This is a genomic window from Pseudomonas sp. MBLB4123 (assembly GCF_051904775.1).
Taxonomy (GTDB): domain Bacteria; phylum Pseudomonadota; class Gammaproteobacteria; order Pseudomonadales; family Pseudomonadaceae; genus Aquipseudomonas; species Aquipseudomonas benzenivorans_B.
Genome location: NZ_CP196711.1, coordinates 4,354,653 through 4,379,237 on the forward strand (window position 1 = coordinate 4,354,653; position 24,585 = coordinate 4,379,237).

Below are 24,585 nucleotides of genomic sequence, written 5' to 3' on the forward strand. Positions count from 1 at the left end.
GCGCGGAAAGGCCCGGCATTGTCCGGGCGTATTCCGGTCGGTCGACCGGTTTCAGGGCGCCGGGTTCGGTTGCGTCTGGTGAATGGCCTCGATGCCGGCCAGCACCACGTCGCCGAGCCTCAGCTCGCTGCTGCCCAAGTCGGCTTCCAGCTGCTCCAGGGTGGTGGCGCCGATGATGGTGCTGGTCACGAAGGGGCGGGCCGTGACGAAGGCCAGAGCCATCTGTGCCGGGTCCAGGCCCTGTTCCTGGGCCAGTGCCACGTAGCGCGAGCAGGCGGCTTGCGCCTGCGGGTTGGTGTAGCGGGTGAAGCGGTTGAACAGGCTGAGCCTGGCGTTGGCCGGGCGTGCGCCGCCTTCGTACTTGCCCGACAGCATGCCGAAGGCCAGGGGCGAGTAGGCCAGAAGGCCGCACTGCTCGCGCATGGCGACTTCCGCCAGGCCGACCTCGAAGCTGCGGTTGAGCAGGTTGTAGGGGTTCTGAATCGATACCGCCCGCGGCCAGCCGCGACTCTCGGCCAATTGCAGGAGCCTCATGGTCCCCCAGGGTGTTTCATTGGAGAGGCCGATATGACGGATCTTGCCGGCCCTGACCTGCTCGTCCAGCGCTTCCAGGGTGTCTTCCAGTGGGGTGAAGATGCTGTCCTGGTGGCGATAGCCGAGCTGGCCGAAGTAGTTGGTCGGCCGTTCCGGCCAGTGCAGCTGGTACAGGTCGATCCAGTCGGTGCGCAGGCGCCTGAGGCTGGCCTCGACGGCGGCCTGGATAGTGGGGCGGTCGTGCTTGAGTCGGCCGTCGCGGATGTAGTCGATGGCGTTGCCGGGGCCGGCGATCTTGCTGGCCAGTACCCAGTCGCCGCGGCCGCCGTGCCGCTGAAAGTAGTCGCCGATGATCCGCTCGGTTGTGCCATAGGTCGCGGCCCGTGGCGGCACCGGGTACATCTCGGCGGTATCGATGAAGTTCACCCCGTAGGCCTTGGCTCGGGCAATTTGGGCGAAGGCCTCGTCGGCGTCGTTCTGCTCGCCCCAGGTCATGGTGCCCAGGCACAGGGCGCTGACGTGCAAATCCGTTCGGCCCAGCGGGCGATAGTTCATAGGCTGCTCTTTATCGTGAAATGCCCATGCAGACAGGTTGAATTTATCTGCGCAATCTGCATAATTGCGCACCTCTTTCAGCAGTGGAAGTGATGCGCCGCCTGCCGAAGAATCTTGCCGTGCTACGGACGCGCTGACCCGAGCCCCCGACAGCGTCTGTGTTCGGCTGCCTTTGACTTGTCAAAGTACGCACTATTCAGTAAGATCCGCCGTCTTATTTATCAGGGCGGCCCCTGAGGCTATAAAGAATGAAGACTTTTACTGCTAAACCGGAAACAGTAAAGCGCGACTGGTTCGTCGTCGACGCTGCTGGTCAGACCCTGGGTCGTCTGGCTACCGAAATCGCCACCCGTCTGCGTGGCAAGCACAAGCCCGAGTACACTCCGCACGTCGATACCGGCGACTACATCGTCGTGATCAATGCCGAGCAGGTGCGTGTTACCGGTGCCAAGACCACCGACAAGATGTACTACTCTCACTCCGGTTTCCCGGGCGGCATCAAGTCGATCAACTTCGAGAAGCTGATCGCCAAGGCGCCTGAGCGTGTGATCGAGACCGCGGTAAAAGGCATGCTGCCGAAGAACCCGCTGGGTCGCGACATGTATCGTAAGCTGAAGGTGTACAAGGGTGCCGCTCACCCGCACACTGCCCAGCAGCCCCAAGAACTGAAGATTTAACGGAATAGTTCATTATGTCGGCGACTCAAAACTACGGCACTGGCCGTCGCAAGACTGCAACCGCTCGCGTATTCCTGCGCCCGGGCACTGGCAGCATCTCCATCAACAATCGTACCCTGGACACCTTCTTCGGCCGCGAAACCGCGCGCATGGTCGTTCGCCAGCCGCTGGAGCTGACCGAAACCACCGAGAAGTTCGATGTGTTCGTCACCGTGATCGGTGGTGGTGTGAGTGGTCAGGCCGGTGCGATCCGTCACGGCATCACCCGTGCCCTGATCCAGTACGACGAAACCCTGCGTAGCTCGCTGCGCAAGGCCGGTTTCGTGACTCGCGATGCGCGTGAAGTCGAGCGTAAGAAGGTCGGTCTGCGCAAGGCGCGTAAGCGTCCGCAGTACTCCAAGCGTTAATTCGCTATCTGCCTTCAAAAGCGCCCAGTTTCCTTTCGGAGCTGGGCGTTTTTTATGGGCGTCCGGCTGCTGTGCGACATCATGCCGCAGCCCTGGAGGCCGCGTCCTGCAAGGTGTTGAGAGGCTTCCGGCGGGGTAATTACCTTGTCAGAAAAGGGGCTTTTCTTTACCATTTGGCGAATTTTTTGCGCTACCCGATTTTTACCTAGTAGAGGCCTGAACAACAGGCCACAAAGCTGATGGGAGACGACTGAATGAGCAATGACGGCGTGAATGCAGGCCGGCGTCGCTTCTTGGTGGCGGCCACCTCCGTGGTGGGTGCTGCTGGAGCGGTGGGTGCCGCGGTCCCGTTCGTGGGGTCATGGTTCCCGAGCGCCAAGGCTAAAGCTGCCGGTGCACCTGTGAAGGTGAACGTCAGCAAGATCGAGCCGGGCCAGCAGATGGTTGCCGAGTGGCGGGGGCAGCCGGTGTTCATCGTGCGCCGTACCGAGGAGATCCTGAGCAACCTGGGCAAGCTCGAGGGGCAGTTGGCCGACGTCGAGTCCCAGGCCTCCGTGCAGCCGACCTATGTCGACCCGAAGACCCGCTCGATCAAGCCGGAAGTGCTGCTGCTGGTCGGGCTGTGCACCCACCTGGGCTGCTCGCCGTCCTTCCGCCCGGAAGTGGCGCCGGCGGATCTCGGTGCCGAGTGGGTGGGGGGCTACTTTTGCCCGTGCCACGGCTCGCGCTACGACCTCGCCGGCCGTGTCTACAAGGCCCAGCCAGCCCCCTTGAACCTGCCGGTGCCACCGCACATGTACGAGTCGGATGATGTGATCGTCATCGGTGTGGATCAGGAGCAAGCATGATGAGCAAATTCATGGAGTGGATGGATGCGCGCTTCCCCGCGACCAAGATGTGGGAAGACCATCTGAGCAAGTATTACGCGCCGAAGAACTTCAACTTCTTCTACTTCTTCGGCTCGCTGGCCCTGCTGGTGCTGGTCAACCAGATCGTCACCGGTATCTGGCTGACCATGAGCTTCACCCCGTCGGCCGAGGAGGCGTTCGCCTCGGTCGAGTACATCATGCGCGATGTCGAGTACGGCTGGATTCTGCGTTACCTGCATTCCACCGGCGCCTCGGCGTTCTTCGTCGTGGTCTATCTGCACATGTTCCGCGGCCTGCTCTACGGCTCCTACCAGAAGCCGCGCGAGCTGGTGTGGATCTTCGGCATGCTGATCTACCTGTTGCTGATGGCGGAAGCCTTCATGGGCTACCTGCTGCCTTGGGGCCAGATGTCCTACTGGGGCGCCCAGGTGATCATCTCGCTGTTCGGCGCCATTCCGGTGATCGGCGACGACCTGACCCAGTGGATTCGCGGCGACTACCTGATTTCCGGCATCACCCTGAACCGCTTCTTCGCCCTGCATGTGGTGGCCCTGCCGATCGTGATCCTCGGCCTGGTGGTGCTGCACATCCTGGCGCTGCACGAGGTGGGTTCGAACAACCCGGACGGCGTCGACATCAAGAAGAAGAAGGATGCGAACGGCGTTCCGCTCGATGGTATTGCCTTCCACCCCTATTACACCGTGAAGGACATCGTCGGTGTGGTGGTATTCCTGTTCATCTTCTGCTTCGTGGTGTTCTTCTTCCCGGAAATGGGCGGTTACTTCCTGGAGAAGCCGAACTTCGAGCAGGCTAACCCGTTCAAGACTCCCGAGCACATCGCGCCGGTGTGGTACTTCACCCCGTTCTACGCGATCCTGCGTGCCGTGCCGGACAAGCTGCTGGGCGTCATCGCCATGGGCGCGGCCATCGCCGTGCTGTTCGTGCTGCCCTGGCTGGACCGTAGCCCGGTCAAGTCGATGCGCTACAAGGGCTGGTTGAGCAAGATCTGGTTGCTGGTGTTCTGCGTGTCCTTCGTCATCCTGGGTGTGCTGGGTGTACTGGCGCCGACTCCGGGCCGCACCCTGCTGTCGCAGGTATGTACCTTCCTGTACTTCGCGTACTTCATCCTGATGCCGTTCTACACCAGGATGGAAAAAACCAAACCGGTTCCGGAAAGGGTGACAGGCTGATGAAGAAGCTATTTGCTGCACTGATTTTCGCTGCAATGCCTGCCCTGGCTCTGGGGGCGGGTGGCAACTATCCGCTGGACAAGGTCGATATCGACCTGACCGACAAGGCGGCCATGCAGGACGGTCTGCGTACCTTCGCCAACTACTGCATGGGCTGCCATGCGGCCAAGTTCCAGCGCTACGAGCGGGTTGCCGATGACCTCGGCATTCCCCATGAGCTGATGCTGGACAATCTGGTGTTCAACGACGCCAAGATCGGCGACCACATGAAGATCGGCATGAAGCCCGAGGACGCCAAGACCTGGTTCGGCGCGGCGCCGCCGGATCTGACCCTGGTCGCTCGCGTACGTGGCACCGACTGGCTGTATACCTACCTGCGCACCTTCTACGAAGACCCGAGCCGTCCGCTGGGGGCGAACAACAAGGTCTTCCCGAACGTCGGCATGCCGAACGTGCTGGCCGAGCTGCAGGGGCGCCAGTACATCGGTTGCAAGCAGGTGCAGGTGGTCGAGGACGGCAAGAAGCAGTTCGATCCGCTGACCGGCACGCCCATCACGCACGAGGCCTGCGATCAGCTCACCATCGAGCCGAAGACCGGTGAGTTGACCGAGGAGCAGTTCGACGAGAAGGTCAAGAATCTGGTGACCTTCCTGGCCTATTCGGCCAACCCGGTGAAGCTGGAAAGTCAGCGCATCGGCACCTACGTGCTGCTGTACCTGGCGTTCTTCTTCGTATTCGCCTATTTGCTCAAGCGTGAATACTGGAAGGACGTGCATTAAAATCGTCGCCGTTCCGTCCCAGACCTGCGCGCCCCCTTGGGCGCGCAGGTCTTTCTGCTTCAGATAACCTTATAAGCGAGGAGGATCGCCATGGGCGTGACCAATAGGTTGGCCTGTTATTCCGACCCCGCCGACCACTACTCCCACCGTGTGCGTATCGTGCTCGCCGAGAAGGGTGTCGGCGCCGAGATCATCAGTGTCGAGCCGGGCCGCTGCCCGCCTCAACTGCTCGAGGTCAACCCCTATGCCAGCCTGCCGACCCTGGTCGATCGCGACCTGGCGCTGTACGAGTCGACGGTGGTGATGGAGTATCTGGATGAGCGCTATCCCCATCCGCCGCTGCTGCCGGTGTATCCGGTGGCCAGGGCCAACAGCCGCCTGCTGATCCACCGCATCCAGCGCGACTGGTGCGCCCTGGTGGACCTGATTCTCAATCCGCGCAGCAAGGAGTCGGCTCGGGTTCAGGCGCGCAAGGAGCTGCGCGAGAGCCTGACGGGCGTCTCGCCGCTGTTCGCCGACAAGCCGTACTTCCTCAGCGAGGAGTTGAGCTTGGTGGACTGCTGCCTGCTGCCGATTCTCTGGCGCCTGCCGTTGCTGGGCATCGAGTTGCCGAAGCCGGCCAAGCCGTTGCTCGATTATATGGAGCGTCAGTTCGCCCGGGAGGGCTTTCGGGCCAGTCTGTCCGCTGCCGAGCGCGAGATGCGTTAATACCTGAGGAGGTTCCGATGAACTCCAGTCGTCCCTATTTGGTTCGTGCCCTCTACGAGTGGATCGTCGACAACGACTGCACCCCCCATCTGCTGGTCGATGCCGATTTCGCCGGCGTACAAGTGCCGCCGGGCTTCGCCAGCGACGGCCAGATCGTGCTGAACGTGTCCCCCGGGGCGGTGCGCCATCTGCATATGGACAACGAGGCGGTGAGCTTCGAGGGGCGTTTCGGTGGGGTGGCGCACAGCCTGTACATCCCCTCCGCGGCCGTTATGGCGATCTATGCCCGGGAAAACGGTCAGGGCATGGTCTTCGATCTGGAGCCGCCGGTGCCGGATGACGAGGATGGTGACGGGCCCGACGATCAGGGCCCGCCGGATGGCGAGCCGCCACGACCGAGCGGGCGGCCCAGCCTGAAGGTGGTCAAGTAAACGAAAAAGGCGATCCGAGGATCGCCTTTTTCGTGGGTCGGATGGCGGTCAGTTGGTGTACTGGAACAGCTTGACGATCTTCTGCACCCCGGACACGCCCTGTACCAGGGCGGTGGCCTGATTGGCCTCCTGGCGCGAGACCAGGCCCAGCAGATAGACGATGCCGTTCTCGGTGATCACCTTGATGCGCGAGCCGGGAACGCTGGCGTCCGCGAGCATCTGGGTCTTGATCTTGCTGGTCAGCAGGGTGTCGTTACTGCGTGCCAGCAACGAGGTCGGCTGCAGTACCTGCAGTTCGTTATGCACCTTGCTCACGCCCTGGACCCGGCGCGCGGCCTGTTCGGCCATGCCCTTGAGGTCGCTGCGTGGGGTCTGGCCGGCGAGCAGGACCACGCCGTTGTAGCTGGTGACCACTATGTGCGAGGTGGGGCTGGTCAGGTCGACATGGGCGCGGGCGATGTTGTTCTCGACCGCGGGGGCGATGAATTGGTCATCGATCTTGTTGCCGATGCTGCGGCTGCCGCAGCCCGCGAGGGCAAGGGTGAGGGCCAGAGCGGCGAGGAGCAGTGGGTTGCGCGTCATTCTTCACTCCCGAACAGTTGGCTGTCGATCAGGTCGCACAGGCAGTGGATGGTCAGCAGGTGCACTTCCTGAATGCGTGCGGTGATGCGCGAAGGCACGCGGATCTCCACGTCTTCCGGAAGCAGCAGAGAGGCCATGCCGCCGCCGTCGCGGCCGGTCAGGGCGACTACTATCATCTCGCGGTCGTGAGCGGCCTGGATGGCCTGGATCACGTTGGCCGAGTTGCCGCTGGTGGAGATGGCCAGGAGCACGTCGCCCGGTTGGCCGAGTGCGCGGATCTGCTTGGAAAACACCTCGTTGTAGCTGTAGTCGTTGGCGATCGAGGTGATGGTCGAGCTGTCGGTGGTCAGGGCGATCGCCGGCAGACTGGGGCGCTCGCGCTCGAAGCGGTTGAGCAACTCGGAGGAGAAGTGCTGGGCGTCGCCGGCCGAGCCGCCGTTGCCGCAGGTGAGGATCTTGCCCTCGCTGAGCAGTGCCTGAACCATGACCTGGCTGCCCTGCTCGATAAAGGGTGCGAGGACTTCCATGGCCTGTTGCTTGGTTTCGATGCTGGCTTGGAACAGCTGGCGAATACGGGCTTGCATGTCCATCGGAGATATAACCTTCAGTGGGGTGTCTGCTCAGGTATCAAAGGCGTTTCGAATCCAGTCCAGTCGCGGGGCTGTACTGCCGTGGGCGTCGATGGCGACCACGTCGAAGCGGCAAGGGTGTTTCGCCCAGCGGGTCTCCCGCTGGAGAAAGTGCAGGGCGGCAGTGGCCAGCTTGTCGCGCTTGCGTGCATCGACACTGGCCGCGGCGCCGCCCCAGGCGGCGTGCCGCCGGTAGCGGACCTCGACGAATACTACTGTATCGGCGTCGAGCATGACCAGATCGAGCTCGCCGCGGCGGCAGCGCCAGTTCTGCGCCAGCAGCTGCAGGCCGTGGCGTTCGAGGTGTTGGCGGGCCAGGTGCTCGGCGATCTGGCCGCTGTTGTGCTCTGGCTCGCTCAATTGAGGCTGTCGGGCAGTTGTTGGATCTGGCCGTCGCGGAACTCGGCCCAGGGCAGCTGGCGCTCGATGCGCTGTGCCGGGTTCAGGCTGAGGCTGCCGGACAGGCCGTCGAGCCGGCTGTCAGGCAGGGCCTTGAGCTGGTTCAGGCGCGGCGTCAGGCGGTAGGCGTCGATGCCCATGGCATAGAGGCGGCCGAGGCTGCCGCCGGCCTGGGGCCATTGGCTGCTGACCTGCTGGCGCAGGGGCGCGTCGGCGTTCAGCAGCCAGGGCGTTTCGCAGAAGCGGATGCCATTCAGGTCCAGGTACTGGGCCTGGCTGTGGTTGCCGGTAAACAGGTGGGAGGTGGCGTAGACCGGAACGTCGCCGGCGTACTGGAAGGCCAGGGTCGGCTTGATCTGCTGGGCCTGCTGCGGGGTGGCGGCGAGGAAGATGAAGTCGACATCCTGGCGCCGCGATGGCTGTGCGGCGATGGCCGTGCCCAGGGTGTTGCGCAGGCGCCGAGCGCGCGCTTCGCTCTGGCGCAGCTGGAACAGGTCGGCGATCTGTTGCGCCAGCTCCACCGGCTGGTCGACGTGTTCGGCGGCGATCAGGGTGCCGCCGGCGGCTTGCCAGCTGTCGCGGAAGGCGGCCAGAACCCGGTCACCCCAGTCGCCGCGTGGCACCAGGGCGGCGGCCCGGCGCATGCCGTCGGCCCAGGCGCGGCGGGCGACCTCGCGGGCCTCGTCCTCGGCGGCCAGGCCGAACTGGAACAGCTGGGCCGGGCCTTCCTGGGCCGATTCGCTGTAGTTCAGGGCCAGGGTGGTGATCGGCAGCTGCTCCTGGCTGCTGAGCTGGGTCACCAGGTGCTTTTCCAGGGGGCCGACCACCAGCTGCACGCCGGCGGCCTGGGCCTGCCGGTAGAAGTCGTCCATGGAGCGCAGTTGGGCGCTGTCGTAGAGGCGTATGTTGGGCGGGTTCTGTCCGCTCTGCTGAGCCTGGTAGTGGGCGGCGAGGAAGCCATCGCGCAGGGCGCGGGCGACCGAGGCCAGCTGGCCGTCCTGCGGCAGCAGCAGGGCGATTTCGCTGAGTGGCTGGCTGGACAGTTCCTGCAGTTCGCGCAAAGGGGCGGGCAGGCGCAGGGCGGCGGGGTGCTGGGGGTGCTGCGCGCGCCAGTCGTCGATGGCCGCTTGCTGGGTCTGCAGGGGGCCTAGGGCCTTGGCCGCCTGGGCCAGGCTCAGCCAGCCGCTCAGGTCGGCGTCGCCGTTGGCCGTGAGCTGCTCGACGGGCAGGCTGGCGACCAGCTCCCAGATGGACTCATGGTTGCGCTCGGTCGCCTCGGCATCGAGCAGGGGGGCGATAAAGATGCGTTCGCGGGCGGCGGCGAGGATCTGGCCGCTCGCCTGTAAGGCCTTGGCGCGGGCCAGCTGGGTGCGGACCTGTTGCTCGACCGGCAGTTCGCCCAGGCGGGCGAGGCTGGGGTGGCCAAGCGCCTTGAGGGCGGCCTTGGGGTTGTCGCGGCTCAGGGCCAGCTCGGCATTCAGGGTGCTGGCGTAGACCTGCTGGGCCGGTTTGAGGTCGGCAAGGCTCACCTGCTCGAGAATGGCGGCGGCGCGGGCGAACTTCTTCTGCTGGTAGGCCAGGTCGGCGGCCGACAGGCGCAGCAGGTTGGCCTGTTCGGACTGGCTGTCGCCGGCCTGCTGCAGCAGCTGCTCGATACTGGCTTGAGGGGTGCGCGGCAACTCGCCAAGGTTGGAGGTGGGCGAGCTGGCGCAGGCGACCAGCAGGCCGGCGAGGCTGAGGGCGTAGAGCGGACGCAGGCAAGCGATCATGTAGGCCTTCCCGATACTTGAGCAAATGAGCGGCGAATTGTACCCAAGCCCCGGCGGCGGTGCGATGTCGATGCCGTGAAACGGGCTACAATGCGCGCTTTCGCGATATGAAGAGGCACGTGCTGTGACTGCACCCGGTGGTACGACCCCCGCCCCTGGCACCCTTTATGTGGTGGCCACGCCCATTGGCAATCTGGACGACATCGGCGCGCGGGCGCTCAGGGTGCTCGGCGAGGTGGCCCTGATTGCAGCGGAGGATACCCGGCACTCGGCGCGGCTGCTGCAGCACTTCGGCATCGCGACCCCCTTGGCGGCCTGTCATGAGCACAACGAGCGCGACCAGGGCGGGCGCTTCCTCGCCCGCTTGCAGGCGGGTGAGGACGTGGCGCTGATTTCCGACGCCGGCACGCCGCTGATCTCCGACCCGGGCTACCACCTGGTGCGCCAGGCGCGGGCGGTGGGGGTGCCGGTGGTGCCGGTACCGGGCGCCTGTGCCCTGATCGCGGCGCTGTCGGCGGCCGGGCTGCCCTCCGATCGCTTCATCTTCGAGGGGTTCCTGCCGGCCAAGGCGGTGGGGCGTCGCGTGCGTCTTGAGCAGGTGCGGGAGGAGCCGCGCACCCTGATCTTCTACGAGGCGCCCCATCGCATCCTCGAGTGCCTGCAAGACATGCGGGCGGTGTTCGGCGATGAGCGCCCGGCGCTGCTGGCCCGGGAGCTGACCAAGACCTTCGAGACCCTCAAGGGGCTGCCGCTGGGCGAGCTGTGCGCCTGGGTGGCGGCCGACAGCAATCAGCAGCGCGGCGAATGCGTGGTGCTGGTGGCGGGTTGGCAGGCGCCGGAAGGCGAAGAGGCGATCAGCGCCGAGGCGTTGCGGGTGCTCGACCTGCTGCTCGGGGAGATGCCGCTCAAGCGTGCGGCGGCGTTGGCGGCGGAAATCACCGGGGTGCGCAAGAATTTGCTCTATCAGGCGGCGCTGGAGCGCCAGTCGCGCGACTAATCCTTGTTCTATGGCGGGCACGCCGTTACCCTTGGCAACGGAGAGTCGATCGGACAGTCGCTGCCGTGTTTCGTTCTGCGAGATGCGGGGGAGGAAAGTCCGGGCTCCATAGGGCGGAGTGCCAGGTAATGCCTGGGGGGCGTGAGCCTACGGAAAGTGCCACAGAAAATAACCGCCTAAGCGTTTCGGCGCCGGTAAGGGTGAAAAGGTGCGGTAAGAGCGCACCGCACGGCTGGCAACAGTCCGTGGCTAGGTAAACCCCACTCGGAGCAAGACCAAATAGGGTTCCATTGGCGTGGCCCGCGCTGGAACCGGGTAGGTTGCTAAAGGCGTGCAGTGATGTACGTCGTAGAGGAATGACTGTCCTCGACAGAACCCGGCTTATAGATCGACTCTCCACCTTTTCCTTCTAGCTGCTTTGCTGTTTCCCTCGCGTTTTCATGCTTAAAAAATCTTACTCTTCATAAATCACTTTAAGTTTGTGATTGAGCCTATTGCCCTGGCTGATTTTTATCCTGCCCGGCTCTCTGCCAAGCTCCGAGTGTCTCCCCTTAGATTCGCTAAATTACCGTCCTGTAAGGATTTTTCCCCTCTGGCGCGCCTTGACGGTGGGGTGGGCGCGTTCCTATAGTGTGCCCAGGTGGTAAGAAGTGGCATGAAGTGGGTTTTTTTGGGCATGGATAGCTAATTACGGGGGAGCGCAGCCGTGTTTCGCGGAGCCAACGCCATCAGTCTCGACGCCAAAGGGCGACTCGCGATGCCAAGTCGGTATCGGGACGAGCTCGTGTCGCGCTGCTCCGGCCAGCTCATCGTGACCATCGATGCCATTGACCCTTGCCTCTGCGTCTATCCGTTGTCGGAATGGGAGCTAATCGAGAACAAGCTGCGCGAGCTGGCTTCCTTTCGCGAGGAGAACCGCCGCTTGCAACGCCTGCTGATCGGTAACGCCGTCGATCTCGAGCTGGACGCCAGCGGCCGTTTCCTGGTGCCGCCCCGTCTGCGCGAGTACGCCAAGCTGGACAAGCGCGCGATGCTGGTCGGCCAGCTGAACAAATTTCAACTGTGGGACGAGGATGCCTGGAATGCCGTGGCGGACGCCGATCTGGCCGCCATCAAGCAACCCGGCGCCCTGTCCGACGAACTACGTGACCTGATCCTGTGACCATGACCGATAGCCTCCGCCATATCACCGTCCTGCTCGACGAAGCCGTCGCCGGACTCGCCGTGCGTGCCGATGGCTGCTACCTGGATGGTACCTTCGGGCGCGGCGGGCATAGCCGGCTGATTCTCGAGAAGCTCGGCCCGGATGGCCATCTGTTGGGGTTCGATAAAGACCCCCTGGCGATCGCGACGGGGAATGCGCTGGCGGCCGAAGACGGCCGCTTTGTCGTTGTGCAGCGCAGTTTTGCGGAACTCGGCGAGGAAGTCGCTGTCCGCGGGCTGGCCGGCAAGGTGGCCGGGGTCCTGCTGGACCTGGGGGTCTCCTCGCCGCAGCTGGACGATGCCGCGCGCGGTTTCAGCTTCCTCAACGACGGCCCGCTGGACATGCGCATGGACCCGGCCCGCGGTGTCAGTGCCGCGCAGTGGATCGCCAGCGCCGCCGAGGACGAGATCGCCCGGGTGTTCAAGGAATACGGCGAGGAGCGCTTCGCCAAGCGCATGGCCCGTGCCGTTGTGCAGCGGCGCGCCGAGCGCCCTTTCGAACGCACCGCCGACCTGGCCCAGGTGCTGACCGACGCCAATCCGGCCTGGGAGAAGGGCAAGCATCCGGCGACTCGCGCCTTCCAGGGGCTGCGTATCCATATCAACAACGAGCTGGGCGATCTCGAGCGGGGCCTGGATGCGGCCCTGGAGGCCCTCGAGGTGGGGGGGCGGCTGGTGGTGATCAGCTTCCACTCCCTCGAGGACCGCATCGTCAAGCAGTTCATGCGCCGCCATGCCAAGGGCGAGCAGGACAAGCTGCCGCGTGACCTGCCGATCATTCCCAAGGCCTTCGAGCCGCGCCTGAAGCTGATCGGCAAGCCGCAGTACGCCTCGGATGCCGAGCTCAAGGCCAATCCTCGCTCGCGCAGCGCGGTGATGCGCATCGCGGAGAAGGTGCGATGAGCCGCGTATTCGCCAAGCCCATGCCGGCCGGCAGCCTGTTGCTGCTGGTGCTGTTCCTGGCGGTGCTGGGATCGGCGCTGGCGGTGTCCCTCTGCGCCCACTGGAACCGTCAGCTGCTCAACGGCCTGTATGCCGAGCTGAGCGTGCGCGACAAGGCACAGGCCGAATGGGGCCGGCTGATCCTCGAGCAGAGCACCTGGACGGCCCACAACCGCATCGAGACCCTGGCCAGCGAGCGGCTGAAGATGCGCATTCCCGATGCCGCCGAAGTGCGCCTGGTGACGCCATGATCCGGCTCGAGGGCGCACTCTACCCCTGGCGTTTCCGCCTGGTGCTGCTGCTCCTGGCGCTGATGGTCGGTGCCATCGTCTGGCGCATCGTCGACCTGCAGCTGATCGACCGCGATTTCCTCCAGGCCCACGGCGACGCGCGTAGCGTGCGGCATATTCCGATTCCGGCGCACCGCGGCCTGATGACCGACCGCAACGGCGAGCCGCTGGCGGTCAGCACCCCGGTGACCACCCTGTGGGCCAACGGCCGGGAGTTGCAGGGCGCCGCGGCGCAGTGGCCGGCGCTGGCGGCGGCCCTGGGCCAGGAGCCGAAGGCCTTCGCCGCGCGCGTGCGGGCCAGTGCCGAGCGCGAATTCATGTACCTGGTGCGGGGCCTGACTCCGGAGCAGGGCCAGCGCGTGCTCGACCTCAAGGTGCCCGGGGTGTACGCCATCGAGGAGTTCCGGCGCTTCTACCCGGCCGGTGAGGTGACCGCCCATGTGGTCGGCTTCACCGACGTCGACGACCGCGGGCGCGAGGGCATGGAGCTGGCGTTCGACGAGTGGCTGGCCGGGGTGCCGGGCAAGCGTCAGGTGCTCAAGGACCGCCGCGGCCGGCTGATCAAGGACGTTCAGGTCGCGCAGAACGCCAAGGCCGGCAAGGCCCTGGCGCTGTCGATCGACCTGCGCCTGCAGTACCTGGCCCATCGCGAGCTGCGCAACGCCCTGGTGGAGTTCGGCGCCAAGGCCGGCAGCCTGGTGATGATCGACGTGAAGAGCGGCGAAGTGCTGGCCATGGTCAATCAGCCGACCTACAACCCGAACAACCGCCGCAGCCTGCAGCCGGCGGCCATGCGCAACCGGGCGATGATCGACGTGTTCGAGCCGGGTTCGACCATGAAGCCGCTGTCCATGGTCGCGGCCCTGGAGAGCGGGCGCTGGAAGCCGACCGACACCGTCGATGTCTACCCGGGTTCCCTGCGCATCGGCCGCTACACCATTCGCGACGTCTCGCGTGCCACGGGGCCGCTGGACCTCACCGGCATCCTGATCAAGTCGAGCAACGTCGGCATGAGCAAGATCGCCTTCGATATCGGCGGCGAGTCCATCTTCAACCTGATGCAGCAGGTCGGCCTGGGCCAGGACACCGGCCTGGGCTTCCCCGGCGAGCGGGTCGGCAACCTGCCCAACCACCGCAACTGGCGCAAGGCCGAGACCGCCACGCTGTCCTACGGCTACGGCCTGTCGGTGACGGCCGTGCAGCTGGTGCATGCCTATGCGGCGCTGGCCAACAACGGCCGCAATGTGCCGCTGTCGCTGACCCGTGTCGACCACACCCCCGACGGCGTGCAGGTGATTCCGGAGGACGTGGCCAAGATCATGCAGGGCATGCTGCAACAGGTGGTCGAGGCTCCGGGCGGCGTGCACCGGGCCAAGGTGCCGGGCTATCACGTCGCCGGCAAGAGCGGCACCGCGCGCAAGGCCAGCGTGGGCTCGAAGGGCTACACGGAGAATGCCTACCGCTCGCTGTTCGCCGGCTTCGGGCCGATGAGCGATCCGCGCATCGCCGTCGCGGTGGTGATCGATGAGCCGAGCGAGGGCGGCTATTACGGCGGCCTGGTTTCGGCGCCGGTGTTCGGCAAGGTGATGGCCGGTGCGTTGCGCCTGATGAACATCGTTCCCGACGACCTGCCGCCCGTCGAATCCCAGGAATTGGCAGTGAACACCGGCACAGGAGGGCGCCTCTGATGCCCATGCCTCTTAATCAGCTATTGCCACAGGCGGGCAGCAGCCTGCTGATCCGTGAACTGACCCTGGACAGCCGCAAGGTGCGTCCGGGGGACCTGTTCCTCGCCGTGCCGGGGGGGCAGCAGGATGGCCGTCTGCATATCGCCGACGCCATCGCCCGCGGCGCCGCCGCGGTGGCCTACGAGGCCGAGGGTGCGCCGGCCATCGATGCCGGCGCCGCCGAACTGGTGGCGATCAAGGGGCTGGCCGGGCAGTTGTCGGCGATTGCCGGGCGCTTCTATGGCGAACCGAGCCGTGGCCTGCACCTGGTCGGCGTCACCGGCACCAATGGCAAGACCAGCGTGACCCAGCTGCTGGCCCAGGCGCTGGATCTGCTCGGCCAGCCCTGCGGCATAGTCGGTACCCTCGGCAACGGTTTCTACGGCGCCCTGGCCCAGGGGCGCCACACCACGCCCGACCCGATCGGCGTGCAGGCGACCCTGGCCGACCTGAAGAAGGCCGGCGCCCGCGCGGTGGCCATGGAGGTCTCCTCCCACGGTCTGCACCAGGGGCGGGTGGCTGCCCTGGCGTTCGACGTGGCGGTGTTCACCAACCTGTCGCGCGACCATCTGGATTACCACGGCACCATGGAGGCCTACGCCGAGGCCAAGGCCATGCTGTTCAGTCTGCCGGGCCTGCGTTGCCGGGTGCTCAATCTGGACGATGCCGCCGGGCGCAAGCTGGCCCTAGATGAGCGCGAGTCCCGCCTGATCAGCTACAGCCTGGAGGATGCCGGCGCCTACCTGTGCTGCCGCGACACCCAGTTCGATGATCAGGGCGTGCGTGCCCGTCTGGTCACCCCCCGTGGCGAGGGCATGCTGCGCAGCACGCTGCTCGGCCGCTTCAATCTGAGCAACCTGCTGGCCGTGGTCGGTGCGCTGCTCGCCATGGACTATGCGCTGGACGAGATCCTCAAGGTATTGCCGTGCCTGCAGGGGCCGGCCGGGCGCATGCAGCGCCTGGGCGGCGTGAAGCAGCCGCTGGTGGTGGTCGATTACGCCCATACCCCGGATGCCCTGGAGAAGGTGCTCGAGGCATTGCGTCCCCATGTGAAGGGGCGCCTGCTGTGCCTGTTCGGCTGCGGTGGCGATCGCGACCGCGGCAAGCGTCCGCTGATGGCGGCGGCGGCCGAGCGTCTGGCCGATGCCGTGCTGGTGACCGATGACAACCCGCGCAGCGAGGCGCCGGAGCAGATCTTCGCGGACATTCGTGCGGGCTTCGTCGACCCCGAACGCGTGCGCTTCGTGCATGGCCGTGGCCAGGCTATCGCCCAGTTGATCGCCGAGGCCGGCGCGGACGACGTGCTGGTGCTGGCGGGCAAGGGGCACGAGGACTATCAGGAGATCAGCGGCGAACGCCAGCCGTTCTCCGATCTGGACGAGGCGGCCAAGGCCCTGATCGCCTGGGAGGCCGCCCATGCTTAAGGCGTTGCGCTTGAGTGAAGTGGCGGACGCCCTGGGCGGCCGCCTGATCGGCGCGGATGTGGCGTTCGAGGCGGTCGGCAGCGACAGCCGGGCAATCCGTCCGGGACAGCTGTTCGTCGCCCTGGTCGGGCCGCGTTTCGACGGCCACGACTACCTGGCCGAGGTGGCCGCCAAGGGCGCCGTGGCGGCGCTGGTGCAGCGCGAGGTGGCGGAGGCGCCGCTGCCGCAGCTGCTGGTCGCCGACACCCGCCTGGCCCTGGGGCGCCTCGGCGCCCTGAACCGCCAGGCCTACGACGGCCCGCTGGCGGCGGTCACCGGCTCCAGCGGCAAGACCACGGTCAAGGAGATGCTCGCCAGCATCCTGCGCGAGGGGTTGGGCGGCGCCGTGCTGGCCACCCGCGGCAACCTCAACAACGACCTCGGCGCGCCCCTGACCCTGCTGGAGTTGGCGCCCGAACATCGGGGGGCGGTGATCGAGCTGGGCGCCAACCATGTCGGCGAGATCGCCTACACGGTCGGCCTGACCCGGCCCCGGGTCGCCATCCTCACCAACGCCGGCAGCGCCCACGTCGGCGAGTTCGGCGGACCGGAGAAGATAGTCGAGGCCAAGGGCGAGATCATCGAGGGCCTGGGCGAGGACGGTATCGCCGTGCTCAACCTGGACGACCAGGCCTTCGCCATCTGGCAGCGCCGGGCCAAGGGCCGTCGGGTGCTGAGCTTCGCCCTGACCAACCCGGCGGCGGATTATCACGCGGCCGACCTGGCCCGCGACGCCCGCGGCTGTCCGGCCTTCACCCTGCGCTGCGCCGCGGGGCAGGCGCGTATCCAGCTCAATCTGCTGGGCGAGCACAACGTGGCCAACGCCCTGGCCGCCGCCGCCGCCGCCCATGCCTTGAGCGTACCGTTGGTCGATATCAAGGCCGGGCTGGAAAAGCTGCAACCGGTCAAGGGCCGCGCGGTAGCGCAGCTGGCGACGAACGGCATGCGGGTGATCGACGACAGCTACAACGCCAACCCTGCTTCGATCTGTGCGGCCATTGATATACTCGCCGGCTTCTCCGGGCGCACCGTCCTGGTGCTCGGGGACATCGGGGAATTGGGCGCGTGGGCCGAGCAGGGCCATCGCGAGGTGGGCCGCTATGCCGCCGGCAAGGTGGATGCGCTCTACGCGGTGGGACCGCTGATGGCCTATGCGGTCGAGGAATTCGGAACAAATGGCCGGCATTTCGCCGATCAAGCCAGCCTGATCTCGGCGCTTGGCGCCGAGCAGGGCGATACCACCATTCTAATCAAGGGTTCACGCAGTGCCGCGATGGAGAACATCGTCGCGGCGCTCTGTGGCACATCGGGGGAGAGTCACTAAATGCTGCTGCTGCTGGCCGAGTACCTGCAACAGTTCCACAAGGGTTTCGCCGTGTTCCAGTACCTGACGCTGCGCGGCATCCTCGGCGTCTTGACCGCCCTGGCGCTGGCGCTGTGGCTGGGGCCCTGGATGATCCGCACCCTGCAGATCCGCCAGATCGGCCAGGCGGTGCGCCATGACGGCCCGCAGTCGCACCTGTCGAAGAAGGGCACGCCGACCATGGGCGGTGCCTTGATCCTCTCCGCCATCGCCATCAGCACCCTGCTGTGGGCCGATCTGTCCAACCGCTATGTCTGGGTGGTGCTGGCCGTCACCCTGCTGTTCGGTGCCATCGGCTGGGTCGACGACTACCGCAAGGTGATCGAGAAGAATTCCCGCGGCCTGCCGAGCCGCTGGAAGTATTTCTGGCAGTCGGTGTTCGGCCTCGGCGCGGCCGTCTTCCTCTATATGACCGCGCAGAGCCCGGTGGAAACCACCCTGATCCTGCCGCTGCTCAAGGACGTCAGCATTCCGCTGGGCGCGGGCTTCGTGGTGCTGACCTACCTGGTCATCGTCGGTTCGAGCAACGCGGTCAACCTGACCGACGGCCTGGACGGCCTGGCGATCCTGCCCACCGTGATGGTCGGCGGTGCCCTGGGCATCTTCTGCTACCTGTCGGGCAACGTGAAGTTCGCCGAGTACCTGTTCATCCCCTACGTGCCGGGCGCCGGCGAGCTGATCGTGTTCTGCGCCGCGCTGGTCGGCGCCGGCCTGGGCTTCCTCTGGTTCAACACCTACCCGGCCCAGGTGTTCATGGGCGACGTCGGCGCGCTGGCCCTGGGGGCCGCGCTCGGCACCATCGCCGTGATCGTCCGCCAGGAGGTGGTGCTGTTCATCATGGGCGGGGTGTTCGTCATGGAGACCCTGTCGGTGATCATCCAGGTGGCGTCCTTCAAGCTGACCGGCAAGCGGGTGTTCCGCATGGCGCCGATCCACCACCACTTCGAACTCAAGGGCTGGCCCGAGCCACGGGTGATCGTGCGTTTCTGGATCATCACCGTGATTCTCGTGCTGATCGGCCTGGCCACCCTGAAACTGAGGTAATAGAGAGTGTCGTTGATCGCTTCCGACCAGTTCCGCATCGTTGTCGGCCTCGGCAAGAGTGGCATGTCCCTGGTGCGCTTCCTGGCGCAGCAGGGCGTGCGCTTCGCCGTGGTCGATACGCGGGCGAACCCGCCGGAGCTGGCCACCCTGCGTGAGCAGTTCCCGCAGGTGGAAGTGCGCTGCGGCGAGCTGGACGTGGAGTTCCTCTGCCGCGCCAGCGAACTGCTGGTCAGCCCCGGTCTGGCCGTCGCCACCCCGGCGCTGCAGGCGGCTGCGGCCCGCGGGGTTAAGCTGTCCGGCGACATCGACCTGTTCGCCCGGCATGCCAAGGCACCGATCGTCGCCATCACCGGCTCCAACGCCAAGAGCACCGTGACCACCCTGGTCGGCGAGATGGCCGCGGCGGCCGGCAAGAGGGTGGCGGTCGGCGGCAACCTGGGCACGCCGGCCCTCGACCTGCTCAGCGACGAGGTCGAGCTGTACGTGCTGGAGCTGTCCAGCTTCCAGCTGGAGACCACCGAGCAGCTCAATGCCGAGGTGGCCACCTGCCTGAACATCAGCGAAGACCACATGGATCGCTACGCTGATCTGCAGCACTACCACCTGGCCAAGCACCGCATCTTCCGCGGCGCCCGCCAGGTGGTGGTCAATCGCGACGATCCGCTGTCGCGGCCGCTGATCGCCGACCAGGTGCCGTGCTGGAGCTTCGGCCTGGGCAAGCCCGACTTCAAGCGCTTCGGCCTGATCGAGGAGGGCGGCGAAAAATACCTGGGTTACCAGTTCGAGCGCCTGCTGCCGACCGCGGAGCTGAAGATCCGCGGTGCCCACAACCAGTCCAACGCCCTGGCGGCCCTGGCCCTGGGCCATGCGGTCGGCCTGCCGCTGGCGCCGATGCTGCAGGCCCTGAAGGCGTTCGCCGGCCTGCCGCACCGTTGCCAGTGGCTGCGCGAGCTGCGCCAGGTGAATTACTACGACGACTCCAAGGCCACCAACGTCGGCGCCGCCCTGGCCGCCATCGAGGGGCTCGGCGCGGATATCGCCGGCCGGCTGCTGCTGGTCGCCGGTGGCGACGGCAAGGGCGCGGACTTCTCCGCCCTGGCCGCGCCGGTGGCGCGTTACTGCCGTGCGGTGCTGCTGCTCGGCCGCGATGCCGAGCGCCTGGCTGCAGCCCTGGGCGATGGCGTGCCGCTGATTCGTGTCGCCAGTCTGGACGAGGCGGTGCAGCGCTGCGCCGAGCTGGCCGAGCCCGGCGATGCCGTGCTGCTGTCGCCGGCCTGCGCCAGCCTGGACATGTTCAAGAACTTCGAAGAGCGCGGACGCCTGTTCGCCCAGGCCGTGGAGGGGCTGCAGTGATGCTCGGGCAACTGCTCGCCGCACCCTCGCCGCTGCGCACGCGGCGCGGCATCGACCTGGACTTCCCGCTGCTGGCCGGTTGCCTGGCGCTGCTCGGCCTGGGGCTGGTGATGATCGCCTCGGCGTCCACCGAAGTGGCGGCGGCGCTGTCCGGTAACCCGCTGTACTACATGGTGCGCCACCTGATCTACCTGGCGATCGGCGTGACCGCCGCCCTCATCACCCTGAGCATTCCCATGGCCCTGTGGCAGCGCCTGAGCGGCGTGCTGCTGCTGGCGGCCTTCGTCCTGCTGGTCCTGGTGCTGCTGCCGGGTATCGGCCGCGAGGTCAATGGCGCCAAGCGCTGGATAGGCTTCGGCCTGTTCAACCTGCAGCCGTCCGAGCTGGCCAAGCTGTTCACCGTGATGTTTATCGCCGCCTACCTGGTGCGCCGCCAGGCCGAGGTGCGCGAGAAGCTCACCGGCTTCCTCAAGCCGCTGCTGGTGCTCGGGCCCATGGCCATGCTGCTGCTGGCCGAGCCGGACTTCGGCGCCACCGTGGTGCTGGTCGGCGCGTCCATCGCCATGCTGTTCCTCGGCGGGGTCAACCTGCTGCGCTTCATCCCCCTGGCGGCCGGTGTGCTGGCCGTGGGCGGGCTGGTGATGACCAGTCAGGCCTATCGCCTGGAGCGCCTGACCAACTTCATCGACCCCTGGGCCGACCAGTACGGCGCCGGTTACCAGCTGAGCCAGGCGCTGATCGCCTTCGGTCGCGGCGAATGGTTCGGCGTCGGCCTGGGCAACAGCATCCAGAAGCAGTTCTACCTGCCGGAGGCGCACACCGACTTCGTCTTCGCCGTGCTCGCCGAGGAGCTGGGCATGCTCGGTGCCCTGGCCACCGTCGCCCTGTTCGTCTTCGTCAGCGTGCGCGCCCTGTATATCGGCCTGTGGGCGGAGAAGGCCAAGCAGTTCTTCTCGGCCTATGTGGCCTATGGCCTGGCATTCCTGTGGATCGGCCAGGTGCTGATCAACATCGGCGTGAACGTCGGCCTGCTGCCGACCAAGGGCCTGACCCTGCCGTTCCTCAGCTACGGCGGCAGCTCCCTGGTGATCTGCTGCGTCAGCCTGGCGCTGCTGCTGCGCATCGAATGGGAGCGACGCACCCAGCTGGGCAGCGCGGAGGTCGAGTTCGTCGAGGCGGACTTCGCCGAAGACGGTCACTCTGAGGAGGTGGCCCATGCCCGGTAACGTGCTGATCATGGCCGGCGGCACCGGCGGCCACGTGTTCCCGGCGCTGGCCTGCGCCCGCGAGTTCCAGGCGCGCGGCTACCGCGTGCACTGGCTGGGCACGCCGCGGGGCATCGAGAACGAGCTGGTGCCGGCGGCCGGCCTGCCGTTGCACCTGATCCAGGTTTCCGGCCTGCGCGGCAAGGGCAAGCTGTCGCTGCTCAAGGCCCCCTTTCAATTGCTCAAGGCACTGTGGCAGGCGCGCAAGATCGTCCACGAACTGCAGCCGGTCTGCGTGCTCGGCATGGGCGGTTACGTCACCGGACCCGGCGGCCTGGCGGCCCGGCTCTGCGGCGCGCCGCTGGTCATCCACGAGCAGAACGCCGTGGCCGGCACCGCCAACCGCAGCCTGGTGCCGTTTGCCAGCCGCGTCTGCGAGGCCTTCCCGGAGACCTTCACCAGCAGCGCCAAGCGCCGCACCACCGGCAACCCGGTGCGCGAGGAGCTGTTCCTCGAGACCCCGCGCGAGGCCTTGCGCAATCGCCGCCCACGTCTGCTGATCCTCGGCGGCAGCCTGGGCGCCGAACCGCTCAACAAGCTGCTGCCTGAGGCCCTGGCCCAGGTGTCCGCCGAGCTGCGCCCGGAGGTGTTTCACCAGGCCGGCAAGCAACATGCCGAGGTGACCGGCGAACGTTATCGCGCCGCCGGCGTCGAAGCGCAGGTCGCGCCCTTCATCGGCGACATGGCGCGGGCCTACGCCTGGGCCGACCTGGTGGTGTGCCGGGCCGGGGCCCTGACCGTCAGCGAGCTGGCCGCCGCGGGGCTGCCGTCGTTCCTGCTGCCGCTGCCCCACGCCATCGACGATCACCAGACGCAGAACGCCGGCTACCTCGCCCGTGAAGGCGCCGCCGTGCTGCTGCCGCAACGCTCCACTGACGCCGCCACGCTGGCCGCGCAGCTGACCGAGGTTCTGATGCACCCCGAACGATTGAACGACATGGCGCGCACCGCGCGCCGCCTGGCCAAACCCGACGCCACCCGCAACGTGGTCGAGATCTGCCTGGAGGTGGCCCGTGGTTGAGAGTCGCAAAGCCATGCCGCAACCGGAAATGCGCCGCATCCGCCGTATCCACTTCGTCGGCATCGGCGGCGCCGGCATGTGCGGCATCGCCGAGGTACTGCTGAACCTGGGCTACCAGGTGTCCGGCTCCGACCTCAAGGGGTCGGCGGTGACCGAGCGCCTGGAGCGGTTCGGCGCGCAGATCTTCATCGGCCACCGCGCCGAGAACGCCGAGAGCGCCGACGTGCTGGTGGTCTCCAGCGCCATCAATACCGCCAACCCGGAAGTCGCCACCGCCCTGGAGCGGCGCATTCCGGTGGTGCCGCGGGCCGAGATGCTCGCCGAGCTGATGCGCTACCGCCACGGCGTGGCGGTGGCCGGCACCCACGGCAAGACCACCACCACCAGCCTGCTGGCCTCGGTGTTCGCCGCAGGCGGCCTGGACCCGACCTTCGTCATCGGCGGCCGCCTGAACGCCGCCGGCACCAACGCCCAGCTCGGCACCAGCCGCTACCTGATCGCCGAGGCGGACGAGAGCGACGCCAGCTTCCTGCACCTGCAGCCGATGGTCGCGGTGGTCACCAACATCGACATGGACCACATGAGCACCTACGAGGGCGACTTCAACAAGTTGAAGAAGACCTTCGTCGAGTTCCTCCACAACCTGCCGTTCTACGGCCTGGCGGTGGTCTGCGTGGACGACCCGGTGGTGCGCGAAATCCTGCCGCAGGTGGCGCGTCCGACCGTCACCTACGGCTTCGGCGAGGACGCCGACGTGCGTGCGATCAACGTGCGCCAGCAGGGCATGCAGACCCACTTCACCGTGCTGCGGCGCGAGCGCGAGCCGCTGGAGGTGTCGGTCAACATGCCGGGCAACCACAACGTGCTCAATGCCCTGGCGACCATCGCCATCGCCACCGACGAGGGCATCAGCGACGCGGCCATCGTCCAGGGCCTGTCCGGCTTCCAGGGCGTCGGCCGGCGCTTCCAGGTGTACGGCGAGCTGCCGGTCGAGGGTGGCAGCGTGATGCTGGTCGACGACTACGGCCACCACCCGCGCGAGGTCGCCGCGGTGATCAAGGCCGTGCGCGGCGGCTGGCCGGAGCGCCGCCTGGTGATGGTCTACCAGCCGCACCGCTTCAGCCGCACCCGCGACCTGTACGACGACTTCGTCCAGGTGCTGGCCGATGCCAACGTGCTGCTGCTGATGGAGGTCTACCCGGCCGGCGAGGAGCCGATCCCCGGCGCCGACAGCCGCCAGCTGTGCCACAGCATCCGCCAGCGCGGCCAGCTGGACCCCATCTATATCGAGCGCGGCATCGAGCTGGCGCCGCTGATCAAGCCGCTGCTGCGCGCCGGCGACATCCTCCTCTGTCAGGGCGCCGGCGACATCGGCGGCCTGGCCCCGCAACTGCTGCAGAGCCCGCTGTTCGCCGCGGGCCAAGGTGAGTCGAAATGAGCGCCGAGAACCTGAAATCGCAAGTGCCGGTGGCGGCCTTCGGCCGCGTGGCCGTGCTGTTCGGCGGCAAGAGCGCCGAGCGCGAGGTGTCGCTGAAGTCCGGCAATGCCGTGTTGCGCGCCTTGCAGAACGCCGGGGTGGACGCCTTCGGCATCGATGTCGGCGACGACTTCCTGTCGCGTCTTCTGGCGGAAAAAATCGACCGCGCCTTCATCGTGCTGCACGGCCGCGGCGGCGAGGACGGCAGCATGCAGGGCCTGCTCGAGTGCGCCGGGATTCCCTACACCGGCAGCGGCATTCTCGCCTCGGCCCTGGCCATGGACAAGCTGCGCACCAAGCAGGTGTGGCAGAGCCTGGGCCTGCCGACGCCGCGCCACGCGGCGCTGGCCAGCGTCGAGGACTGCCGTGCGGCCGCCGCCGAGCTGGGCTTCCCGCTGATCGTCAAGCCGGCCCACGAAGGCTCGAGCATCGGCATGGCCAAGGTGCAGTCGGTGGACGAGCTGATCGCCGCCTGGCAGGACGCCAGCCAGTACGACTCGCAGGTGCTGGTGGAACAGTGGATCAGCGGTCCCGAGTTCACCGTCGCCGTGCTGCGCGGCCAGGTGCTGCCGCCGATCGCCCTGGGCACGCCGCACAGCTTCTACGACTACGACGCCAAGTACCTGGCCAGTGACACCCAGTACCGCATTCCCTGCGGCCTGGCGGCGGCCCAGGAGAATGAGTTGAAGGAACTGACCGTGCGCGCCTGCGAGGCGGTCGGCACCCAGGGCTGGGCGCGGGTCGACGTGATGCAGGACGCCGTCGGCCAGTTCTGGCTGCTGGAAGTCAACACCGTGCCGGGCATGACCGACCACAGCCTGGTGCCGATGGCCGCCCAGGCCGCCGGCCTGGACTTCCAGCAGCTGGTGTTGGCGATCCTCGCCGACAGTCTCGAGGCACGGGGTTAAGCC

25 protein-coding genes and 1 other RNA gene are annotated in these 24,585 nt (G+C 66.7%); 21 read left to right on the forward strand and 5 right to left on the reverse strand.

The window, feature by feature from the left end; translation table 11 throughout:
• Positions 1-51 precede the first annotated feature (51 nt).
• A complete protein-coding gene (locus tag ACSX1C_RS20205; RefSeq protein ID WP_439887588.1) occupies positions 52-1,089 on the reverse strand; it encodes an NADP(H)-dependent aldo-keto reductase in 1,038 nt (345 codons plus the stop codon).
• A 248-nt stretch (positions 1,090-1,337) separates the two neighbouring features.
• On the opposite strand from ACSX1C_RS20205, the gene rplM reads away from it, so the two are divergent.
• The 7 genes from rplM (at position 1,338) to ACSX1C_RS20240 (ending at position 6,150) form a co-directional block, all read left to right on the forward strand.
• Entirely contained in the window at positions 1,338-1,766 is a 429-nt protein-coding gene (gene rplM, locus ACSX1C_RS20210) for a 50S ribosomal protein L13 (protein ID WP_213641192.1), read from the forward strand.
• A gap of 14 nt (positions 1,767-1,780) precedes the next feature.
• Complete coding sequence (rpsI, locus tag ACSX1C_RS20215; protein ID WP_439887589.1) at positions 1,781-2,173, forward strand: 30S ribosomal protein S9; 393 nt, start codon at positions 1,781-1,783, stop codon at positions 2,171-2,173.
• Positions 2,174-2,427: 254 nt separating this feature from the next.
• Positions 2,428-3,021 carry a ubiquinol-cytochrome c reductase iron-sulfur subunit gene (gene petA / locus ACSX1C_RS20220; protein WP_318643276.1) on the forward strand — a complete coding sequence of 198 codons (594 nt, stop codon included), beginning with the start codon at positions 2,428-2,430 and terminating at the stop codon, positions 3,019-3,021.
• Positions 3,021-4,232, forward strand: a complete 1,212-nt coding sequence (locus ACSX1C_RS20225; RefSeq protein ID WP_318646360.1) for a cytochrome b — start codon at positions 3,021-3,023, stop codon at positions 4,230-4,232. The genes petA and ACSX1C_RS20225 overlap by 1 nt, the downstream gene beginning before the upstream one ends.
• Positions 4,232-5,011 carry a cytochrome c1 gene (locus ACSX1C_RS20230; protein WP_439887590.1) on the forward strand — a complete coding sequence of 260 codons (780 nt, stop codon included), beginning with the start codon at positions 4,232-4,234 and terminating at the stop codon, positions 5,009-5,011. The genes ACSX1C_RS20225 and ACSX1C_RS20230 overlap by 1 nt, the downstream gene beginning before the upstream one ends.
• Positions 5,012-5,101: 90 nt before the next feature.
• Positions 5,102-5,719, forward strand: coding sequence for a glutathione S-transferase N-terminal domain-containing protein (locus ACSX1C_RS20235; RefSeq protein WP_439887591.1), 618 nt, complete (start codon positions 5,102-5,104; stop codon positions 5,717-5,719).
• Between the two features lie 17 nt (positions 5,720-5,736).
• Positions 5,737-6,150 (forward strand): ClpXP protease specificity-enhancing factor, encoded by a 414-nt coding sequence (locus ACSX1C_RS20240; RefSeq protein WP_318643270.1) that lies wholly within the window; start codon positions 5,737-5,739, stop codon positions 6,148-6,150.
• A 48-nt stretch (positions 6,151-6,198) separates the two neighbouring features.
• Here the strand turns inward: ACSX1C_RS20240 and ACSX1C_RS20245 are convergent, their stop codons facing one another.
• Genes ACSX1C_RS20245 through ACSX1C_RS20260 form a run of 4 tightly spaced genes read right to left on the reverse strand, consistent with a single transcriptional unit; the run spans position 6,199 to position 9,529 of the window.
• Complete coding sequence (locus tag ACSX1C_RS20245; protein WP_318643268.1) at positions 6,199-6,732, reverse strand: BON domain-containing protein; 534 nt, start codon at positions 6,730-6,732, stop codon at positions 6,199-6,201.
• Positions 6,729-7,322, reverse strand: coding sequence for a phosphoheptose isomerase (locus ACSX1C_RS20250; protein WP_439887592.1), 594 nt, complete (start codon positions 7,320-7,322; stop codon positions 6,729-6,731). The genes ACSX1C_RS20245 and ACSX1C_RS20250 overlap by 4 nt, the downstream gene beginning before the upstream one ends.
• 30 nt (positions 7,323-7,352) lie before the next feature.
• Positions 7,353-7,721: a YraN family protein gene (locus ACSX1C_RS20255; protein ID WP_439887593.1), complete on the reverse strand. Its 369-nt coding sequence runs from the start codon at positions 7,719-7,721 to the stop codon at positions 7,353-7,355.
• Positions 7,718-9,529 carry a penicillin-binding protein activator gene (locus ACSX1C_RS20260; RefSeq protein WP_439887594.1) on the reverse strand — a complete coding sequence of 604 codons (1,812 nt, stop codon included), beginning with the start codon at positions 9,527-9,529 and terminating at the stop codon, positions 7,718-7,720. Before ACSX1C_RS20260 ends, ACSX1C_RS20255 begins: the two co-directional genes overlap by 4 nt.
• Before the next feature lie 124 nt (positions 9,530-9,653).
• On the opposite strand from ACSX1C_RS20260, the gene rsmI reads away from it, so the two are divergent.
• The 14 genes from rsmI (at position 9,654) to ACSX1C_RS20330 (ending at position 24,582) form a co-directional block, all read left to right on the forward strand.
• Positions 9,654-10,526, forward strand: a complete 873-nt coding sequence (gene rsmI / locus ACSX1C_RS20265; protein ID WP_439887595.1) for a 16S rRNA (cytidine(1402)-2'-O)-methyltransferase — start codon at positions 9,654-9,656, stop codon at positions 10,524-10,526.
• Between the two features lie 41 nt (positions 10,527-10,567).
• Positions 10,568-10,926, forward strand: an RNA gene (gene rnpB, locus ACSX1C_RS20270) — RNase P RNA component class A.
• 306 nt (positions 10,927-11,232) lie between these two features.
• A complete protein-coding gene (gene mraZ, locus ACSX1C_RS20275; RefSeq protein ID WP_318643258.1) occupies positions 11,233-11,688 on the forward strand; it encodes a division/cell wall cluster transcriptional repressor MraZ in 456 nt (151 codons plus the stop codon).
• A gap of 2 nt (positions 11,689-11,690) precedes the next feature.
• The gene (gene rsmH / locus ACSX1C_RS20280; RefSeq protein ID WP_439887596.1) at positions 11,691-12,632 is read left to right on the forward strand and encodes a 16S rRNA (cytosine(1402)-N(4))-methyltransferase RsmH; all 942 of its coding nucleotides are present in this window, start codon (positions 11,691-11,693) and stop codon (positions 12,630-12,632) included.
• Positions 12,629-12,922 (forward strand): cell division protein FtsL, encoded by a 294-nt coding sequence (ftsL, locus tag ACSX1C_RS20285; RefSeq protein ID WP_439887597.1) that lies wholly within the window; start codon positions 12,629-12,631, stop codon positions 12,920-12,922. Before rsmH ends, ftsL begins: the two co-directional genes overlap by 4 nt.
• The gene (locus ACSX1C_RS20290; protein ID WP_439887598.1) at positions 12,919-14,649 is read left to right on the forward strand and encodes a peptidoglycan D,D-transpeptidase FtsI family protein; all 1,731 of its coding nucleotides are present in this window, start codon (positions 12,919-12,921) and stop codon (positions 14,647-14,649) included. Before ftsL ends, ACSX1C_RS20290 begins: the two co-directional genes overlap by 4 nt.
• Entirely contained in the window at positions 14,649-16,112 is a 1,464-nt protein-coding gene (locus tag ACSX1C_RS20295; RefSeq protein WP_439887599.1) for a UDP-N-acetylmuramoyl-L-alanyl-D-glutamate--2,6-diaminopimelate ligase, read from the forward strand. The genes ACSX1C_RS20290 and ACSX1C_RS20295 overlap by 1 nt, the downstream gene beginning before the upstream one ends.
• Complete coding sequence (locus ACSX1C_RS20300) at positions 16,105-17,475, forward strand: UDP-N-acetylmuramoyl-tripeptide--D-alanyl-D-alanine ligase (protein WP_439887600.1); 1,371 nt, start codon at positions 16,105-16,107, stop codon at positions 17,473-17,475. Before ACSX1C_RS20295 ends, ACSX1C_RS20300 begins: the two co-directional genes overlap by 8 nt.
• A complete protein-coding gene (gene mraY / locus ACSX1C_RS20305) occupies positions 17,476-18,558 on the forward strand; it encodes a phospho-N-acetylmuramoyl-pentapeptide-transferase (RefSeq protein ID WP_439887601.1) in 1,083 nt (360 codons plus the stop codon).
• Positions 18,559-18,564: 6 nt separating this feature from the next.
• The gene (murD, locus tag ACSX1C_RS20310) at positions 18,565-19,911 is read left to right on the forward strand and encodes a UDP-N-acetylmuramoyl-L-alanine--D-glutamate ligase (protein WP_439887602.1); all 1,347 of its coding nucleotides are present in this window, start codon (positions 18,565-18,567) and stop codon (positions 19,909-19,911) included.
• On the forward strand, positions 19,911-21,137 hold the full coding sequence (gene ftsW / locus ACSX1C_RS20315; RefSeq protein ID WP_439887603.1) for a putative lipid II flippase FtsW: 1,227 nt from the start codon (positions 19,911-19,913) through the stop codon (positions 21,135-21,137). Before murD ends, ftsW begins: the two co-directional genes overlap by 1 nt.
• Complete coding sequence (gene murG / locus ACSX1C_RS20320; RefSeq protein WP_439887604.1) at positions 21,127-22,197, forward strand: undecaprenyldiphospho-muramoylpentapeptide beta-N-acetylglucosaminyltransferase; 1,071 nt, start codon at positions 21,127-21,129, stop codon at positions 22,195-22,197. Before ftsW ends, murG begins: the two co-directional genes overlap by 11 nt.
• A gap of 13 nt (positions 22,198-22,210) precedes the next feature.
• A complete protein-coding gene (gene murC / locus ACSX1C_RS20325) occupies positions 22,211-23,635 on the forward strand; it encodes a UDP-N-acetylmuramate--L-alanine ligase (RefSeq protein ID WP_439889451.1) in 1,425 nt (474 codons plus the stop codon).
• Entirely contained in the window at positions 23,632-24,582 is a 951-nt protein-coding gene (locus tag ACSX1C_RS20330; protein ID WP_439887605.1) for a D-alanine--D-alanine ligase, read from the forward strand. The genes murC and ACSX1C_RS20330 overlap by 4 nt, the downstream gene beginning before the upstream one ends.
• The last annotated feature ends 3 nt before the right edge of the window (positions 24,583-24,585 follow it).

Bases quoted from the DNA above. Each gene is read 5' to 3' on its own strand.
- ACSX1C_RS20205 (WP_439887588.1), bottom strand. From the start codon at position 1,089: ATGAACTATCGCCCGCTGGGCCGAACGGATTTGCACGTCAGCGCCCTG.
- rplM (WP_213641192.1), top strand. From the start codon at position 1,338: ATGAAGACTTTTACTGCTAAACCGGAAACAGTAAAGCGCGACTGGTTC.
- rpsI (WP_439887589.1), top strand. From the start codon at position 1,781: ATGTCGGCGACTCAAAACTACGGCACTGGCCGTCGCAAGACTGCAACC.
- petA (WP_318643276.1), top strand. From the start codon at position 2,428: ATGAGCAATGACGGCGTGAATGCAGGCCGGCGTCGCTTCTTGGTGGCG.
- ACSX1C_RS20225 (WP_318646360.1), top strand. From the start codon at position 3,021: ATGAGCAAATTCATGGAGTGGATGGATGCGCGCTTCCCCGCGACCAAG.
- ACSX1C_RS20230 (WP_439887590.1), top strand. From the start codon at position 4,232: ATGAAGAAGCTATTTGCTGCACTGATTTTCGCTGCAATGCCTGCCCTG.
- ACSX1C_RS20235 (WP_439887591.1), top strand. From the start codon at position 5,102: ATGGGCGTGACCAATAGGTTGGCCTGTTATTCCGACCCCGCCGACCAC.
- ACSX1C_RS20240 (WP_318643270.1), top strand. From the start codon at position 5,737: ATGAACTCCAGTCGTCCCTATTTGGTTCGTGCCCTCTACGAGTGGATC.
- ACSX1C_RS20245 (WP_318643268.1), bottom strand. From the start codon at position 6,732: ATGACGCGCAACCCACTGCTCCTCGCCGCTCTGGCCCTCACCCTTGCC.
- ACSX1C_RS20250 (WP_439887592.1), bottom strand. From the start codon at position 7,322: ATGGACATGCAAGCCCGTATTCGCCAGCTGTTCCAAGCCAGCATCGAA.
- ACSX1C_RS20260 (WP_439887594.1), bottom strand. From the start codon at position 9,529: ATGATCGCTTGCCTGCGTCCGCTCTACGCCCTCAGCCTCGCCGGCCTG.
- rsmH (WP_439887596.1), top strand. From the start codon at position 11,691: ATGACCGATAGCCTCCGCCATATCACCGTCCTGCTCGACGAAGCCGTC.
- ftsL (WP_439887597.1), top strand. From the start codon at position 12,629: ATGAGCCGCGTATTCGCCAAGCCCATGCCGGCCGGCAGCCTGTTGCTG.
- ACSX1C_RS20290 (WP_439887598.1), top strand. From the start codon at position 12,919: ATGATCCGGCTCGAGGGCGCACTCTACCCCTGGCGTTTCCGCCTGGTG.
- ACSX1C_RS20295 (WP_439887599.1), top strand. From the start codon at position 14,649: ATGCCCATGCCTCTTAATCAGCTATTGCCACAGGCGGGCAGCAGCCTG.
- ACSX1C_RS20300 (WP_439887600.1), top strand. From the start codon at position 16,105: ATGCTTAAGGCGTTGCGCTTGAGTGAAGTGGCGGACGCCCTGGGCGGC.
- mraY (WP_439887601.1), top strand. From the start codon at position 17,476: ATGCTGCTGCTGCTGGCCGAGTACCTGCAACAGTTCCACAAGGGTTTC.
- ftsW (WP_439887603.1), top strand. From the start codon at position 19,911: ATGCTCGGGCAACTGCTCGCCGCACCCTCGCCGCTGCGCACGCGGCGC.
- murG (WP_439887604.1), top strand. From the start codon at position 21,127: ATGCCCGGTAACGTGCTGATCATGGCCGGCGGCACCGGCGGCCACGTG.
- murC (WP_439889451.1), top strand. From the start codon at position 22,211: ATGCCGCAACCGGAAATGCGCCGCATCCGCCGTATCCACTTCGTCGGC.
- ACSX1C_RS20330 (WP_439887605.1), top strand. From the start codon at position 23,632: ATGAGCGCCGAGAACCTGAAATCGCAAGTGCCGGTGGCGGCCTTCGGC.